This window comes from Pseudomonas sp. PS01303, from assembly GCF_029959385.1.
In the GTDB taxonomy this organism is placed as follows: domain Bacteria; phylum Pseudomonadota; class Gammaproteobacteria; order Pseudomonadales; family Pseudomonadaceae; genus Aquipseudomonas; species Aquipseudomonas rustica.
This window is the reverse complement of record NZ_JASCPK010000041.1, coordinates 26181-41570: the sequence shown is the minus strand read 5'-3', so window position 1 is coordinate 41570 and position 15390 is coordinate 26181. Positions and strand designations below refer to the sequence as shown.

Genomic DNA, 15390 nt, shown 5'->3' with positions numbered 1-15390 from the left:
GGATTTATCCCCGTTGGGTCGCGCAGCGGCCCCAAAGATCTTGGGACTGCTGCGCAGTCCAACGGGGATAAATCCCCTCGCCACAAAATCACATCACAACAAAAAATGCTTAATCAGCGCACGCTGCTGGTGAAGCTGCTCGCGCCGACCAGTTCCAGGACGATGTCGTCGCCCACATTCAGCGGGCCGACGCCCACTGGCGTGCCAGTCAGGATCACGTCACCCGCCTGCAGCGAGAAGCAGCCGGCCATGTGCTGGATCATCGGCACGATCGGGTTGAGCATCGCACTGCTGTTGCCGTCCTGGCGGACTTCGCCGTTGATGGTCAGGCGAATGCCGATGTCGGTCAGGTCAGCGAAGGTGCTGCCGACCACGAACGGAGCGATTACTGCCGCGCCGTCGAACGACTTGGCGATTTCCCACGGCAGACCCTTGGCTTTCAACTCGGCCTGTTTGTCGCGCAGGGTCAGATCCAGCGCCGGGGCGAAACCGGAGATCGCATCCAGCACTTCTTCACGGCTCGGCTTGGTCGACAACGGCTTGCCGATCAACACGGCGATTTCCGCTTCGTAGTGCACCGAACCGCGCTCGGTCGGAATGGCGAAACCGCCTTCCAGCTCAACCACGCAACTGCCCGGCTTGATGAACAGCAACGGCTCGGTAGGCACCGGGTTGTCCAGTTCCTTGGCGTGTTCGGCGTAATTACGGCCAATGCACACGACTTTCCCGATCGGGAAGTGGATGCGCGTGCCGTCGACGTACTGGTGCTGATAGCTCATTTACCGACTCCTGCCTTCATTGATTCATCAAAGATTACAGATCAAACCGCGAAGATCTTGCCCGGGTTCATGATGCCGTTCGGGTCGAACACCGCTTTTACCGCTTTCATGTACTCGATCTCAACCGGCGAGCGGCTGTAGGTCAAATAATCACGTTTGGTCATGCCCACGCCGTGCTCGGCGGAGATCGAACCGTTGTACTTCTCGACGGTTTCGAACACCCACTTGTTGACAGTCGCGCACTTGGCGAAGAACTCGTCCTTGCTCAAGTTATCCGGCTTGAGGATGTTCAAATGCAGGTTGCCGTCGCCGATATGGCCGAACCAGACGATTTCGAAATCCGGATAGTGTTCGCCGACGATCGCGTCGATTTCCTTTAAAAATGCCGGCACTTTCGACACGGTGACCGAGATGTCGTTTTTGTACGGCGTCCAGTGCGAGATGGTTTCGGAGATGTACTCGCGCAGCTTCCACAGATTCTGCAGCTGGGTTTCGCTCTGGCTCATCACGCCGTCCAGCACCCAGCCCTGCTCGACGCAATGCTCAAAGGTTTCCAGTGCGCTGTTGGCCACTTCTTCTGTGGTCGCTTCGAATTCCAGCAACGCGTAGAACGGGCAATCGGTTTCAAACGGCGCCGGTACGTCGCCACGACCCATGACCTTCGCCAGCGCTTTGTCGGAGAAGAATTCGAACGCGGTCAGGTCGAGTTTGCCCTGGAAGGCGTGCAGCACCGGCATGATCGAGTCGAAATCGGCGGTGCCGAGCACCATCGCGGTGAGGTTTTTCGGCGCACGATCGAGGCGCATGGTCGCTTCGACGACGAAACCCAGCGTGCCTTCAGCGCCGATGAACAGCTGGCGCAGGTCGTAACCAGTGGCGTTCTTGATCAGGTCTTTGTTCAGTTCCAGCACGTCGCCCTTGCCGGTGACGACTTTCATGCCAGCCACCCAGTTGCGGGTCATGCCGTAGCGAATCACTTTGATCCCGCCGGCATTGGTGCCGATGTTGCCGCCAATCTGGCTGGAACCTGCCGAGGCGAAGTCGACCGGGTAATACAGGCCTTTTTCTTCGGCGACGTTCTGCAAATGCTCGGTGACCACGCCCGGCTGACAAACGGCGGTGCGGTCAGTGAGGTTCACGTTGAGAATCTGATTCATGTAATCGAACGAGACGACCACTTCGCCATTCGCCGCCACCGCAGCGGCGGAAAGCCCGGTGCGCCCGCCCGACGGCACCAGCGCCACCTTGTGCGTATTGGCCCAGCGGACAACCGCCTGCACCTGCTCAATGGTCTTGGGAAACACGATAGCGCTCGGCGCCGGGGCGAAGTGCTTGGTCCAATCCTTGCCGTACGCATTCAGGGAGTCGGCGTCGGTGAGGACTTTGCCAGGCTCAACCAGGGTCTTCAGTTCATCAATCAGGGCAGGATTGGTCATCGACAGAACTCTCGAACAATTCATGGTCATCCTGAGAACGCTTCACGTCGCAGGAATGAGTGTTTAGCGGGGAGGCTATGCTAGCATATCGACCCCGCAGGACAGTGCCCAAGGCCAGATCCGCGGAGACGACATTCTTGTCGTCCGGGTCAGCGTCTGTTGACCATTTCCTGCCATTTTTCTCCGGGATACAGGTTTACGCAGATGAGCAAGACTTCTCTCGATAAGAGCAAGATCAAGTTCCTTCTTCTCGAAGGCGTCCACCAATCGGCTGTCGACGTCCTCAAGGCGGCGGGCTACACCAGCATTGAGTACCTCACCGGTTCTCTGCCGGAAGCCCAGCTCAAGGAAAAGATTGCTGACGCTCACTTCATCGGCATTCGTTCGCGCACGCAACTGACCGAAGAGATCTTCGATCACGCGAAGAAGCTGGTAGCGGTCGGCTGTTTCTGCATCGGCACCAACCAGGTTGACCTGAGTGCTGCCCGCGAGCGCGGTATTGCCGTGTTCAACGCGCCGTACTCCAACACCCGCTCCGTTGCCGAGCTGGTGCTGGCCGAAGCGATCCTGCTGCTGCGCGGCATCCCGGAGAAAAACGCTTCCTGCCACCGTGGCGGCTGGATCAAATCCGCAGCCAACTCCTTCGAGATCCGTGGCAAGAAACTCGGCATCGTCGGCTACGGCTCGATCGGTACTCAGCTGTCGGTTCTGGCTGAAGGCCTGGGCATGCAGGTGTATTTCTACGACACCGTGACCAAGCTGCCGCTGGGCAACGCCACTCAGGTCGGTAACCTGACCGAGCTGCTGGGCATGTCCGACATCGTCACCCTGCACGTTCCGGAAACCGCTGCGACCCAGTGGATGATCGGCGAGAAGGAAATCCGCGCCATCAAGAAGGGCGGCATCCTGATCAACGCGGCGCGCGGTACCGTGGTCGAGCTGGACGCCCTGGCGGACGCGATCAAGGACAAGCACCTGATCGGCGCGGCCATCGACGTGTTCCCGGTGGAGCCACGCTCCAACGACGAAGAGTTCGAAAGCCCGCTGCGTGGCCTCGACAACGTGATCCTGACCCCGCACATCGGTGGTTCGACCGCCGAAGCGCAAGCCAACATCGGTCTGGAAGTGGCGGAGAAACTGGTCAAGTACAGCGACAACGGTACTTCGGTTTCGTCGGTAAACTTCCCGGAAGTGGCCCTGCCGGCTCACCCTGGCAAGCACCGCCTGCTGCACATCCACGAGAACATTCCGGGTGTGATGAGCGAGATCAACAAGGTCTTCGCCGAAAACGGCATCAACATCTCCGGTCAGTTCCTGCAGACCAACGAGAAGGTTGGCTACGTGGTGATCGACGTCGACGCCGAGTATTCGGATCTGGCGCAAGAGAAGCTGCAGCACATCAACGGCACTATCCGTAGCCGCGTTCTTTTCTAAGAACAGCTACAAACCGCGAGCGACAAGCGACAAGTGATGTTCGCTTAGCTTTTGCTTGAAGCTCGTGGCTCGCAACTCGCCGCTGATAAAAAAAGGGAGCCCCGAAAGGGCTCCCTTTTTTTATTCGACGTTGATGGTGATTTTCTTCGAGACGATTGGCGGGTCGAACGCCATGTGATTCTTGTCACCCAACTCCAGTTGCAAGGTGTGCTTGCCCGGGGCCAGTTTGATTTCAGCAAAGGTCTGCGCCTTGCCGAAGTGCATGTGGTTGGCGTCAGTCGGCACCACAGCGCCGGCCGGAACGATTTCCTTGGCGTCGATCAGCAGATGGTGGTGACCGGTGTTGGCGGTGACGTCACCGGCCGGTGCCAGTGCGACGTCCTTGGTACCGAACTTGACCTTGAACTGCTGGGAAACCGTGGCCCCGTCCTCGGGAGAAACGATGAACACTTCGGCACCTTTTGGCGCAGGGGTGGCAGCACTGGCCAGCACCGAAACACCCATCAGCACACCGGCCAATGCTGCACGTGACATAAAGCTTTTCATTTTCTTCTCCAGTTTTTCCGTAAAATCCGCACGGTCATGACAACTTCATGACCATTCGTTGTCGAAGGCACTCGACAACCATAGCAAAGCGAGCCTGAATCAGAGCATCGCGATAATGATTTCAAAGGAGTGACCATGCGTTTTCTGCCTGGCCTGATCTGCCTGCTACCCCTTCTGAGCCCATTGGCTCACGCCGAACTTATAGATGACGTCAATGATCGCGGTGAGCTGCGCATAGCCCTTGAGGCTAATACACCGCCCTTCAATTACAAGGACGATGGCGACAAACTCACGGGGTTCGAGGTCGAGCTGGGGCAAATGCTCGCCAACGAGCTGGATGTGCGCGCCGACTTCATCGTCACCGACGAAGCCGACCTGTACCAGGGCGTTGAAAGCGGCAAATACGACGTTGCGCTCAACCACATAGCACTGACCGCCGAACTCAAGGATCGTTTCGACGTCGAGTCTTATGGCAAGGTCGAGGCGCAGATGCTGGCGAAGAAGGATGAGCCGGCGCAGCCGCAACCGATGGTGCTGGTGCAGGCGTTGACGGATGCCAAACCGAAGGCGAGCGCGCCGGTGGAATTGGCGATTCCGTTTCAGAAGGGTAACCCGGCGTTTCACGCCAGCCTTGAAAGCGCGATGCAGCGGATCAGGGCGGATGGGCGCTTGGCGGCGCTGACCGAGAAGTGGTTGAAGCCTTAAAAGCCCCTCACCCTAGCCCTCTCCCAGAGGGAGAGGGGACTGAATGGGGGATGCTGAAGGGATACGCCGACCTGAAATGGATGTACCGAATCCGAAATCGACTGGTCATGGCTGTGTCGAATCCATAGTCGATAAGGTCTTTCAGGTCGATGTAAGACGCCGAACAACTCGGTCGGCCCCCTCTCCCTCCGGGAGAGGGCTGGGGTGAGGGCAACGATTTCGGATCAGTTCAAAGCAGCCAAAGCCACCGCCGTCTCAGCCAATTCAAGTTCGCTGAAAACCTGCACACCATGGCGCTTGAGCAGTGCAGCCGTCACGCCTTCGCCAGTGACTTTCACGCCACTGAACGTCCCGTCATAGGTCCGCAGGTTCCCACAGGATGGACTGTTGGCTTTCAGCACTGCCACGCGAATGCCATGCTTCTGCACGAGAGCCAGCGCCTGCCGCGCACCATCCAGAAACTGCGCACTGACGTCCTCGCCCTCGGTGGTGATCACCGCAGCAGTTCCATCCAGCACCTCAGCGCCCTGCCCTCCGGGAATCTCCGCTGCCGCCCGTGGCGTCGGCAAACCGCCCGCGACTTCCGGACACAACGGCACCACGCGCCCTTCGGCAATCCACTGCTCGAGCAAATCAAACGGCCCGCTCGCGCCGCCGTCGTAACGCACGCGATGACCCAACAGGCAGCGGCTGACCAGAATCTTTTCCATCAGAACGGCTCGTTCCCACGACGGCGGAACCAACCGGTCAGCGACAAACGCTCGCGGTTCGCCGGCAGCACTTCGTGCGGCACTTCGCCGGAGAGAAATACCACCAGACAACCGCCGGTAGGCTGCACGTCGTGCACGCGATCCTCGTTCAGGTACATGCGCAACTGCCCACCGTCCTCCGGCAGCCAGGCGTCATTGAGGTAAACCACCACCGAAACCATGCGCTTGTCATCGTCGCGAAAACGGTCGACGTGCCGGCGATAAAACGCACCGGGCGGATACAGGGCGAAATGGCATTCAAAATCTTCAAGGCCAAGGAACAAGCCACGATTGAGCGCCTCGCGCAGGCTCTCCATCAGATTCAGATAACGGTCACTGGACTCGGCCTGACCCGGGTCGATCCACTGGATATGATCGCCACGAATCCCCTCGCGAATCTCTGAAAACGGCCCACGCCCCACCGCTGCCGGCGCCAGTTCACCTTCGGCCTCGCGTTTACGGCACTCGGCCGCCAACTCGCGGGTCAAACCGGCGGGCAGGAAAATGTTCTGCTGCGACCAGCCGTGATCGGCCAGGTCGTCGACAATGCGTAACAGCAGCGGGTGTTCAGAGGATATTTGCATGGCGCGCATAGTATGCCGCCGGCGAAAAATCCGACAGAGCCACGCAGCGGCTTGATACGAATTCTCGACAAGTACCGGCACCGCACGGAGAATAGTCCGCTGCTGACAGGAGTCCCTATGCGCCGTTTGCTTTTTTCACTGTTGATGTTCTGTGTTTTGCCCGTCTGGGCGGACGGCCACGATCAGCTGTACAAGGTCGCCGGCTGGCCAGAACAACGCGCGCATTTCAACGACGCCCTGACGGCCGCTCAGCAGCGCTATCAAAACAGCCTGCCGCCCGCGGTGTTTCAAGCGCTGCTGAACAACAGCAATCAGCGCTTTGCCCCGCAGGCCGTGGATCAACGCGCCGAAGCGCAACTGCGGCAGAACCTCGCCGACCCGAAACCGGCGCTGACCTTCTTTCAATCGCCACTGGGCAAAAAAATCGTCGCCGCCGAATTGCTCGCGACCCGCCGCGATCAACTGGCGAAAAACGCCAAGGGTCTGCCGAAGATGCAGGTCAGCGACAGCCGTCTGCTGATCATCGGCCACCTCGCTCAAGCCTTGCCCGCGCGTGAAGCGGGCGCCGAAGTGAGCCTGGCGATTGCCGGCGTCGCGGCAGACAGTTTGAGTTCGATGATTCCGGGATTGCTTGGCGGTGGTCAGGCGCAGAGCATGTTGAACGGTCAGCGTCAGCGCCTGATGGATCAGATTGGCGCGGACATGAACAACACGCTGCTTTACGTTTATCGCGACTTGTCGGATGAAGAGCTGGAAGAGTTTGCGACGTTTGCCGAATCGGCTGAGGGCAAGGCTTATTATCAGGCGGCGCTGGCGGCGATTCGGGCGGGGTTGGCGGTTGGGCAGTGATCTTCTTCGCCAGATAGACCGCCATCGCGAGCAAGCTTTGCTCCTACGGGATTACGCTCCCCTTGTAGGAGCTGAGCTTGCTCGCGAAGAGGCCCTCCCAGACGCTAAAGATTCCGCCCCCTGATCCGCTTGCTCAGAAACTCGAAATACTCCTCTCGCATCTCCACCGTCTCATTTGCCAGATGATGCCGCGCCTCCGCCAGCAGCAGAATCTGCGGCCGATCAAACTTCCACTTCAACACCTGCAAATTGTGCTGCCAGTCCACTGTCATGTCCGCCTGCCCCTGAATGATCAGCGGCCGTCGCGGACTTTTTTTCGCGTGTTCAACGCGCACGATCCAGCGTGACAACGCCCCGACCCACGCCGTCGGCAAGCGCTTTGGCTGCAACGGATCCTTCAGCAGAAACGGCAGAAATTCCGGGTCATTCGAGTTCTCGCTGAAGCGCCGCGCGATGCCTCGAACAAAAGGCCTCAACACGTAATAACTCAGCTGCGACCAACCCCACGCCCGAGGTCGCACCAGCGGCGACAACAAAATCACCTGGCCTTGCGCCGGACTGCTCTCGCCATGGTTGAGCAAATGATCAACCACAATCGCGCCGCCGGTACTCTGCCCGCACAAATGCCACGGCTCAGGCAGGGCAATCGAACGCGCTTCGGCGAACAACGCTTGCAGGGTGTCCTGATATTCGGAGAAGTCGCGGATGCTCGCGCGCGGCCCGCTCGACAGGCCATGGCCCGGCAAGTCGCAGGCGATCACGGCAAAATCCTGATCCAGCGCCCACTCGATCACATGCCGATAGAGCCCGACGTGATCGTAAAAACCGTGCAGCAGAAACAGCGTCGCCTTGACCTTCTCCGGCCACCAGCAATGGCTGACCAGTTCGTAGCCATCGACTTCGAAACGGCCCATCCCACACCACAAATCGCGCTCGGGAAAGTCAGTCTGATAGAAGCGCTGATATGCCTTGGCCTCATCCGACAACGGCTGCCACTCAGCCAACGGCTTGAGGCTGGCGCGTATTTGATCGGGGTCGAAAGTGGCAGGCATGCAAAGATTCCAAAACGGTAAACAGACTTTATCGGCCTGCGATATTCATCTGTCGGGGCAAGCATGGCAAGCTAGCCCACCTCTTTGGGATCGAAAACCATGCGTTCGCCCTACCGCACCGCACTGTTTGCCAGCCTGCTCGCGCTTATTTGTGCCGGGGTGCTGTGGGCGGCGTACGACTGGTTTCAGGGTCGTTACCTGCGTGCATTCAGCGAACACACCGCGGTGTTTTCCGGTGATCCGCTGCGCCTGCCCGATGATCTCGCCGGGCCCGGGCCGATTCGTCTGGTGCATTTCTGGGATCCGGCCTGCCCGTGCAACGTCGGCAATCAACAGCACCTGACCGAGATGGTCGAGCAATTCAGCGCCAAGGGCGTCGAGTTCTTTGCCGTGCAGAGAGCCGGCAGCCACGGCCAGTTGCCCGCCACGCTCAGCAGCCTGAAAACCCTCACGATCTTGCCCGGCTCCGAGCAAGTGCCCGCCAGCCCGGCCGTGGCGATCTGGGATCGCAGCGGCAAACTGGCGTACTTCGGCCCGTACAGCGAAGGCCTGACCTGCAACTCCAGCAACAGCTTTATCGAACCAATCCTCAACGCGCTGACCGACGATCGCCCGGTGAATGCCACGCACACTTTGGCGGTCGGCTGTTATTGCCCATGGCCGGTGGAAGCGCAGTAAGGCATTCCGGACTTTTCGAGGACAGCACTGCACGGCACAGATGGACTGTGCTAATTGTTTGCAGCCCGACGGGCGGCAATCCCGCAAGCACAAGGAGTCACCATGAAGCGCGTGTTCACCGTACTGGCCCTGCTCATCGTTGTTCTGCTCGCCGGCGCCGGCTGGTATGTCTACAGCAAACAACCGACGCGACAGGGTCAGGTCGAACTGCGCAACCTGCAGGGTTCGGTGACCGTGCGCTACGACGAGCGCGGCGTGCCGCACATCCGCGCCGAAAATGAAACCGACCTCTACCGCGCCCTCGGTTATGTGCATGCGCAAGATCGTCTGTTCCAGATGGAAGCCATGCGCCGCCTCGCCCGTGGCGAACTGGCCGAGGTGCTCGGGCCAAAACTGCTCGACACCGACAAGCTGTTCCGCAGCCTGCGCATCCGTGAGCGCGCCGCCAGTTACGTCGCCAGCCTCGATAAACAGTCGCCGTCGTGGAAGGCCCTGCAAGCGTACCTCGATGGCATCAACCAGTATCAGGACACCCACGCCGCGCCGATCGAGTTCGACGTGCTGGGCATCCCGAAACGGCCGTTCACTGCTGAGGACAGCATCAGCGTCGCCGGTTACATGGCTTACAGCTTTGCCGCCGCGTTTCGTACCGAGCCGCTGTTGACCTACGTGCGCGATCAACTCGGCGCCGATTACCTCAACGTCTTCGATCTCGACTGGCAGCCCAAAGGCGTGCTCGCCAAGGGCCACAGCACATCGACGCCGGCCCTGGCGGCTGGCGACTGGAAAGACCTCAACGCCCTCGCCCGTCTCAGCGAACAAGCACTGATCGACAACGGCTTGCCGCAGTTCGAAGGCAGCAACGCCTGGGTGATCTCGGGCAGTCGCAGCCAGAGCGGCAAACCGCTGCTGGCCGGAGACCCGCACATTCGTTTCTCGGTGCCGTCGGTGTGGTACGAGGCGCAATTGTCGGCGCCGGGTTTTGAGCTGTACGGCCATCATCAGGCGCTGGTGCCGTTTGCGTTTCTGGGGCACAACCTCGATTTCGGCTGGAGCCTGACCATGTTCCAGAACGACGATCTGGATCTGATCGCCGAGAAGGTCAATCCGGACAATGCCAATCAGGTCTGGTATCGCGGCCAGTGGACGGACATGGTCGTCAGCGAACAGCAGATCAATGTGAAGGGCCAATCGCCGGTGACCCTCATCCTGCGCCAATCGCCCCACGGCCCGATCGTCAACGACGCACTCGGCACCGCAGCGGGCAAGACGCCGATCGCGATGTGGTGGGCGTTCCTCGAAACGCCGAACCCGATCCTCGAAGGTTTCTATCAGCTCAACCGTGCCGACACGTTGGCCAAGGCCCGCGCGGCGGCCGCAAAAGTGCAGGCGCCGGGGCTGAACCTGGTTTACGCCAACGCCAAGGGTGATATCGCCTGGTGGGCCTCGGCGTTGCTGCCCAAGCGCCCGGCCGGGGTAAGGCCGGAATTCATTCTCGACGGCAGCAGCAATCAGGCGGACAAGGACGGTTACTACCCGTTCAGCGCCAACCCGCAGGAAGAGAACCCGGCGCGCGGCTACATCGTCTCGGCCAACTTCCAGCCGCTGTCGCCGACCGGCATGGAGATTCCCGGTTACTACAATCTCGCCGATCGCGGGCAGCAGCTTAATCGTCAGCTCAGCGACAAGAATATCAAGTGGACGAACGAGGCCAACCAGAAGCTGCAACTCGGCACCGCGACCGGTTACGGCCCGCGCGTGTTGGCGCCTTTGCTGCCGGTGCTGCGTGAAGTGGTGAGCGATCCAGCGCAGATGAAACTGGTCGAGCAACTGGCGCAGTGGCCGGGTGACTATCCGCTGGATTCGGTGAGTGCGACGGTGTTTAGCCAGTTCCTCTACGACCTCGCCGATGCGGCGATGCGTGATGAATTGGGCAATGAGTTTTTCGACACGCTGTTGTCGACGCGGGTGATCGATTCGGCGCTGCCACGTCTGGCGGCGAACGCTGATTCGCCGTGGTGGGATAACCGCAACACGCCGGCCAAAGAGACTCGCGCCGATGTTGTGCGCACCGCGTGGGCGGCGAGCATGCAGCACTTGAAGCTGACCCTCGGCGACAACACTGCCGAGTGGAAATGGGGCGCGGCGCACACGCTGACGCATGGCCATCCATTGGGGCAGCAGAAGCCGCTGGATCGGATTTTCAACGTCGGGCCGTTTGCGGCGCCGGGCAGTCATGAGGTGCCAAACAATCTTTCGGCGAAGATCGGTCCGGCGCCGTGGCCAGTGACGTATGGGCCGTCGACGCGGCGCTTGGTGGATTTTGCGGATCCGGCGCATGGGCTGACGATTAACCCGGTTGGGCAGAGTGGTGTGCCGTTTGATAGCCACTATGACGATCAGGCTGAGGCGTATGTTGATGGGATTTATGTGCAGGCGCACTTTAGTGAGGAAGAGGTGACGGCGAATACGCATAGCACGTTGAAGCTGTTGCCGATGCGGGCGAAACCTTAAAAGCCCCTCACCCTAGCCCTCTCCCGGAGGGAGAGGGGACTGACCGAGGTGTCTTTCGCTATGCACCGACTTGAGAGATCGAGTCGATTATGGATTCGATACAGCAACATCACGTCGGCGTATCTCCCCAATATCCCCGAATCGGCCCGCTCTCCCTCTGGGAGAGGGCTGGGGTGAGGGTCAAACCATCAGCGCAAAATTCAGCCGAAACTGCTGCGGCGTCACGCCCAACCTGCGGTTAAACACCCCGCGCATATGCTGCGCATCGCGAAACCCGCACTGATACGCCACCGTCTTCAACGGCGCCGTCGTGCTCTCCAGCATCACCCGCGCCGCATCCACCCGCGCCCGCTCGACAAACTCCGCCGGCGTCACCTTCGCTTCCCGGGCAAACACCCGCGAGAAATTACGCGCGCTCATGTTCGCCGCGTTGGCCAGATCGGCAATGGTCAGATCGCCGGTCAGATTGGCCAGCACATACAACTGCACCATCGCCACCGCCGACGTCGGCTCCGCATGCGGCGTGAGGAACGGGCTGAACTGCGACTGCCCGCCCGAGCGCTGAGTGAACACCACCAGCCGCTTCGCCACACTGAGCGCCACTTCAGCACCGTGATCACGCGCCAGTAAATACAGCGACAGATCAATCCCCGCCGTCACCCCGGCCGAGGTGTAGAGCGTGCCGTCCTCGACGTACAAACGATCGGCGTCCACCTGCGTCGATGGACACAACTGCGCCAAAGCCTCGGCATCGTTCCAGTGCGTGGTCACGGTGCGCCCTTCCAGCAACCCGGCGCGGGCGAGCATGAAAGCGCCGTTGCAGATCGAGCCGAAACGCTGTGCACGGGCGCAGGCGTCGCGCAGCCAGGTGTCGAACGTCGCACCGAAATCCATGAACGGCAACTGCGGCCCGCCGGCGACCAGCAGCAGGTCATAGGCGTCCAGCGCTTCACTGAAATGGCGATGGGCGTTGAGGATCAAGCCGTTGGAACAGGCCATTGGTGTTTTTTCCAGACCGATCACTTCCAGCCGATAGTGATCTTCCGGCGCGAGGAAACGGTTAGCCTCGGCGAACACATCCATGGGGCCGGTGACGTCGAGCGACTGCACACCTGCGAACACCACGATGGCGACGGTTTTATTCATGTTTTTGAAGTCCCCTGTAACCCTGTGGCGAGGGGATTTATCCCCGTTGGGTTGCGAAGCAGCCCCAAGACCATACACCTCGTTGTGTCAGGCAGTCCTCATGGCTGGATTTGCGACTGCTGCGCAGCCGAACGGGGATAAATCCCCTCACCACAATGGATCGCATTCCAACCTGTGACGGGCAGTTGGCACGATTTGCAGGTGGATTGGCAAGGATCGCAGCCATGCGCCGATTGTTCGCTTGCAGCGTCGGGAACAGACTTTCCCCATCAGCGCCACGACGGCGCTTTCAGAAAGGAAAGCACCATGAGCACGACCATCGCCGGCATCAAAATCCCCGACAGCGCCCTCGCCCGCGCCACCACCGAGTACATCCGCGACATCGAATCCGATCTGCTTTACCACCACTCACGCCGGGTATTTCTGTTCGGCGCGCTGAGCGGTGAACGCCAGCAACTGGCCTACGATCCAGAGCTGCTCTATGTCGGTGCGATGTTCCACGACCTCGGTCTGGTCGAAGGCCATCGCAGCGCTGACGAGCGTTTTGAAGTGGACGGCGCCAACGCGGCGGCGGCGTTTCTCAAGCCGTACGGTTTGAGCGATGACGACATCGAACAAGTCTGGTTATCGATCGCCCTGCACACCACGCCGGGCGTGCCGAAACACTTGCGCCCGACCGTGGCGCTGGTGACGGCGGGTGTCGAGATGGACGTGCTGGGCATGGATTACTCGGCGTTCAGCACCGTGCAGCGCGAAGCGGTGGTGCATGCGCATCCACGTGGGGAAGGTTTCAAGGAATGCATCATCTGCGCGTTCGCCGACGGCTTGCGCCATCGTCCGCAGACCACGTTTGGCAACGTGAAGACCGATGTGCTGAAGGATCAGGTGCCAGGGTTCAAACCGATGAACTTCGTCGAAGTCATCCGCAATTCCCCTTGGACTGCCTAAAACCAGATTTGAAACTGGCCCCTGTGGCGAGGGGATTTATCCCCGATGGGTTGCGGAGCGACCCCAAAAAAACAGGCCTGCTACGCAGTCCATCGGGGATAAATCCCCTCACCACAAAAGCCCATTCCAACATCAGATTTGGGTTGACCTCAAAGTAGAGGCCAACCCGATATTGCTTAAGCCGCTTCCGGCGCAGGCGCGCGGCGGACGTCCGGTTGCTTCCACGAATCGGCAGCGCTTTCTTCGATGGCTTGCTGGATGGCTTTCTTGCGCGCTTCTTCGGCACGGCGGCTGAAGAACCAGACAAGGAACGTCACGATCGATACCGCCAACAGAATCAAGCTCGCCACGGCGTTGATCTCAGGCTTCACGCCCAGACGCACCGCCGAGAACACTTCCATCGGCAGGGTCGTCGAACCCGGGCCGGAAACGAAGCTCGCCAATACCAGATCGTCCAGCGACAGGGCGAAGGACATCATGCCGCCCGCCGCCAGCGATGGCGCGATCATCGGGATGGTGATCAGGAAGAACACCTTCCACGGCCGAGCACCGAGGTCCATCGCCGCTTCTTCGATCGACAGATCGAGCTCACGCAGACGCGCCGACACCACCACCGCCACGTAAGCCGCACAGAACGTCGTATGCGCGATCCAGATGGTGACAATGCCGCGTTCCTGCGGCCAGCCGATCATCTGCGCCATGGCCACAAACAGCAGCAACAGCGACAGACCGGTGATCACTTCGGGCATGACCAACGGCGCAGTCACCAGGCCGCCGAACAGCGTGCGGCCCTTGAAGTGAGTGATACGGGTCAGCACGAATGCCGCCAGCGTACCCAGCGCCACCGCTGCCACCGCCGTGTAGCAGGCGATTTCCAGCGAGCGCACCACCGAGCCCATCAGTTGGGTGTTGTCGAGCAGGCCGACGTACCACTTGATCGACCAGCCGCCCCACACCGTCACCAGTTTCGAGGCGTTGAATGAGTAGATCACGAGGATCAGCATCGGCAAGTAGATGAACAACAAACCCAGTACCAGCATCAGGCTGGAGAAACGGATGCGCTTCATTCTTTACCCTCCATTTCCTTGGCCTGACTGCGGTTGAACAGAATGATCGGCACAATCAGGATCGCCAGCATCACCACCGCCAGCGCGGACGCCACCGGCCAGTCACGGTTGTTGAAGAACTCTTGCCAGAGCACTTTACCGATCATCAGGGTTTCCGGGCCGCCGAGCAGTTCCGGGATCACGAACTCGCCCACCACCGGGATGAACACCAGCATGCAGCCGGCAATAATCCCGTTCTTGGACAGCGGAATGGTGATTTTCCAGAAACTATTGAAGGTGCTCGAACCGAGGTCGGAAGCGGCTTCCAGCAGGCTGTGATCGTGCTTCACCAGGTTGGCGTACAGCGGCAGGATCATGAACGGCAGGTACGAATAGACAACACCGATGTACACCGCAAGGTTGGTGTTGAGGATCTGCAGCGGCTCGTCGATAAAGCCCATGCTCATCAGGAAACCATTGAGCAGGCCGTTGTTGCTGAGGATGCCCATCCACGCGTAAACGCGGATCAGGATCGCCGTCCAGGTCGGCATCATGATCAGCAGCACCAGCACCGTTTGCATCTCTTTACGGGCGGTGGCGATGGCATAGGCCATCGGGTAGCCGATCAACAGGCAGAGGACGGTGCTGATCAGCGTCATCTTCAACGAGCCGAGGTAGGCGGCGATGTACAACTCGTCGCCCGCCAGCATCGCGTAGTTGCCCAGGTTCAGCAGCAGTTGCAGCTTCTGCTCAACGAAGGTGTAGATCTCGGTGTACGGCGGAATCGCCACATCGGCTTCGGCGAAGCTGATCTTCAAAACGATGAAGAACGGCAACATGAAGAACAGAAACAGCCAGATGAACGGGACCCCGATGACCAGTTGCCGGCCACTGGGGATTATTCGGTTGATGCGGCGTTTGAAT

General features: G+C 60.0%; 15 protein-coding genes. 6 read left to right on the top strand and 9 right to left on the bottom strand.

The annotated features are described in order from the left end of the window. Positions 1–113: 113 nt before the first annotated feature. Positions 114–779 (bottom strand): fumarylacetoacetate hydrolase family protein, encoded by a 666-nt coding sequence (locus QMX93_RS14015; RefSeq protein WP_008085293.1) that lies wholly within the window; start codon positions 777–779, stop codon positions 114–116. A gap of 41 nt (positions 780–820) precedes the next feature. Further along, positions 821–2215 (bottom strand): FAD-binding oxidoreductase, encoded by a 1395-nt coding sequence (locus tag QMX93_RS14010; RefSeq protein WP_282356585.1) that lies wholly within the window; start codon positions 2213–2215, stop codon positions 821–823. A gap of 204 nt (positions 2216–2419) precedes the next feature. On the opposite strand from QMX93_RS14010, the gene serA reads away from it, so the two are divergent. Continuing rightward, a complete protein-coding gene (gene serA / locus QMX93_RS14005) occupies positions 2420–3649 on the top strand; it encodes a phosphoglycerate dehydrogenase (RefSeq protein ID WP_053124806.1) in 1230 nt (409 codons plus the stop codon). 120 nt (positions 3650–3769) lie between these two features. Here serA and QMX93_RS14000 read toward each other — a convergent pair whose 3' ends face one another. Then, positions 3770–4195: a DUF4399 domain-containing protein gene (locus QMX93_RS14000; RefSeq protein ID WP_053124809.1), complete on the bottom strand. Its 426-nt coding sequence runs from the start codon at positions 4193–4195 to the stop codon at positions 3770–3772. A 135-nt stretch (positions 4196–4330) separates the two neighbouring features. Between QMX93_RS14000 and QMX93_RS13995 the strand changes: the two genes are divergently transcribed. Then, a complete protein-coding gene (locus QMX93_RS13995; RefSeq protein WP_282356583.1) occupies positions 4331–4900 on the top strand; it encodes a transporter substrate-binding domain-containing protein in 570 nt (189 codons plus the stop codon). A gap of 224 nt (positions 4901–5124) precedes the next feature. Here QMX93_RS13995 and QMX93_RS13990 read toward each other — a convergent pair whose 3' ends face one another. Together QMX93_RS13990 and QMX93_RS13985 are read right to left on the bottom strand one after the other, a co-directional pair. Then, entirely contained in the window at positions 5125–5610 is a 486-nt protein-coding gene (locus QMX93_RS13990; protein WP_282356582.1) for a DUF523 domain-containing protein, read from the bottom strand. After that, the gene (locus QMX93_RS13985; protein WP_282356580.1) at positions 5610–6242 is read right to left on the bottom strand and encodes a 2OG-Fe(II) oxygenase; all 633 of its coding nucleotides are present in this window, start codon (positions 6240–6242) and stop codon (positions 5610–5612) included. Before QMX93_RS13985 ends, QMX93_RS13990 begins: the two co-directional genes overlap by 1 nt. Positions 6243–6350: 108 nt before the next feature. Here QMX93_RS13985 and QMX93_RS13980 point away from each other — a divergent pair, with 108 nt between their 5' ends. Beyond that, positions 6351–7082 carry a DUF2059 domain-containing protein gene (locus QMX93_RS13980; protein ID WP_282356578.1) on the top strand — a complete coding sequence of 244 codons (732 nt, stop codon included), beginning with the start codon at positions 6351–6353 and terminating at the stop codon, positions 7080–7082. A gap of 104 nt (positions 7083–7186) precedes the next feature. On the opposite strand, the gene QMX93_RS13975 is transcribed toward QMX93_RS13980, so the two are convergent. Beyond that, a complete protein-coding gene (locus QMX93_RS13975) occupies positions 7187–8134 on the bottom strand; it encodes an alpha/beta hydrolase (RefSeq protein WP_282356577.1) in 948 nt (315 codons plus the stop codon). 99 nt (positions 8135–8233) lie between these two features. Here QMX93_RS13975 and QMX93_RS13970 point away from each other — a divergent pair, with 99 nt between their 5' ends. Together QMX93_RS13970 and QMX93_RS13965 are read left to right on the top strand one after the other, a co-directional pair. After that, positions 8234–8812, top strand: a complete 579-nt coding sequence (locus QMX93_RS13970; protein ID WP_053124820.1) for a DUF6436 domain-containing protein — start codon at positions 8234–8236, stop codon at positions 8810–8812. Between the two features lie 102 nt (positions 8813–8914). Further along, positions 8915–11326: a penicillin acylase family protein gene (locus QMX93_RS13965; protein ID WP_282356576.1), complete on the top strand. Its 2412-nt coding sequence runs from the start codon at positions 8915–8917 to the stop codon at positions 11324–11326. Between the two features lie 180 nt (positions 11327–11506). Here QMX93_RS13965 and QMX93_RS13960 read toward each other — a convergent pair whose 3' ends face one another. Next, positions 11507–12472, bottom strand: a complete 966-nt coding sequence (locus QMX93_RS13960) for a GlxA family transcriptional regulator (protein ID WP_282356574.1) — start codon at positions 12470–12472, stop codon at positions 11507–11509. A gap of 306 nt (positions 12473–12778) precedes the next feature. On the opposite strand from QMX93_RS13960, the gene QMX93_RS13955 reads away from it, so the two are divergent. Continuing rightward, positions 12779–13420 carry an HD domain-containing protein gene (locus QMX93_RS13955; protein WP_282356572.1) on the top strand — a complete coding sequence of 214 codons (642 nt, stop codon included), beginning with the start codon at positions 12779–12781 and terminating at the stop codon, positions 13418–13420. Positions 13421–13596: 176 nt separating this feature from the next. Here the strand turns inward: QMX93_RS13955 and QMX93_RS13950 are convergent, their stop codons facing one another. Both QMX93_RS13950 and QMX93_RS13945 read right to left on the bottom strand, forming a co-directional pair. Then, complete coding sequence (locus QMX93_RS13950; protein ID WP_053124828.1) at positions 13597–14487, bottom strand: ABC transporter permease subunit; 891 nt, start codon at positions 14485–14487, stop codon at positions 13597–13599. Then, complete coding sequence (locus tag QMX93_RS13945) at positions 14484–15365, bottom strand: ABC transporter permease subunit (RefSeq protein ID WP_282356588.1); 882 nt, start codon at positions 15363–15365, stop codon at positions 14484–14486. Before QMX93_RS13945 ends, QMX93_RS13950 begins: the two co-directional genes overlap by 4 nt. Positions 15366–15390 lie beyond the last annotated feature (25 nt).

Bases quoted from the DNA above. Each gene is read 5' to 3' on its own strand.
- QMX93_RS14015 (WP_008085293.1), bottom strand. From the start codon at position 779: ATGAGCTATCAGCACCAGTACGTCGACGGCACGCGCATCCACTTCCCG.
- QMX93_RS14010 (WP_282356585.1), bottom strand. From the start codon at position 2,215: ATGACCAATCCTGCCCTGATTGATGAACTGAAGACCCTGGTTGAGCCT.
- serA (WP_053124806.1), top strand. From the start codon at position 2,420: ATGAGCAAGACTTCTCTCGATAAGAGCAAGATCAAGTTCCTTCTTCTC.
- QMX93_RS14000 (WP_053124809.1), bottom strand. From the start codon at position 4,195: ATGAAAAGCTTTATGTCACGTGCAGCATTGGCCGGTGTGCTGATGGGT.
- QMX93_RS13995 (WP_282356583.1), top strand. From the start codon at position 4,331: ATGCGTTTTCTGCCTGGCCTGATCTGCCTGCTACCCCTTCTGAGCCCA.
- QMX93_RS13990 (WP_282356582.1), bottom strand. From the start codon at position 5,610: ATGGAAAAGATTCTGGTCAGCCGCTGCCTGTTGGGTCATCGCGTGCGT.
- QMX93_RS13985 (WP_282356580.1), bottom strand. From the start codon at position 6,242: ATGCGCGCCATGCAAATATCCTCTGAACACCCGCTGCTGTTACGCATT.
- QMX93_RS13980 (WP_282356578.1), top strand. From the start codon at position 6,351: ATGCGCCGTTTGCTTTTTTCACTGTTGATGTTCTGTGTTTTGCCCGTC.
- QMX93_RS13975 (WP_282356577.1), bottom strand. From the start codon at position 8,134: ATGCCTGCCACTTTCGACCCCGATCAAATACGCGCCAGCCTCAAGCCG.
- QMX93_RS13970 (WP_053124820.1), top strand. From the start codon at position 8,234: ATGCGTTCGCCCTACCGCACCGCACTGTTTGCCAGCCTGCTCGCGCTT.
- QMX93_RS13965 (WP_282356576.1), top strand. From the start codon at position 8,915: ATGAAGCGCGTGTTCACCGTACTGGCCCTGCTCATCGTTGTTCTGCTC.
- QMX93_RS13960 (WP_282356574.1), bottom strand. From the start codon at position 12,472: ATGAATAAAACCGTCGCCATCGTGGTGTTCGCAGGTGTGCAGTCGCTC.
- QMX93_RS13955 (WP_282356572.1), top strand. From the start codon at position 12,779: ATGAGCACGACCATCGCCGGCATCAAAATCCCCGACAGCGCCCTCGCC.
- QMX93_RS13950 (WP_053124828.1), bottom strand. From the start codon at position 14,487: ATGAAGCGCATCCGTTTCTCCAGCCTGATGCTGGTACTGGGTTTGTTG.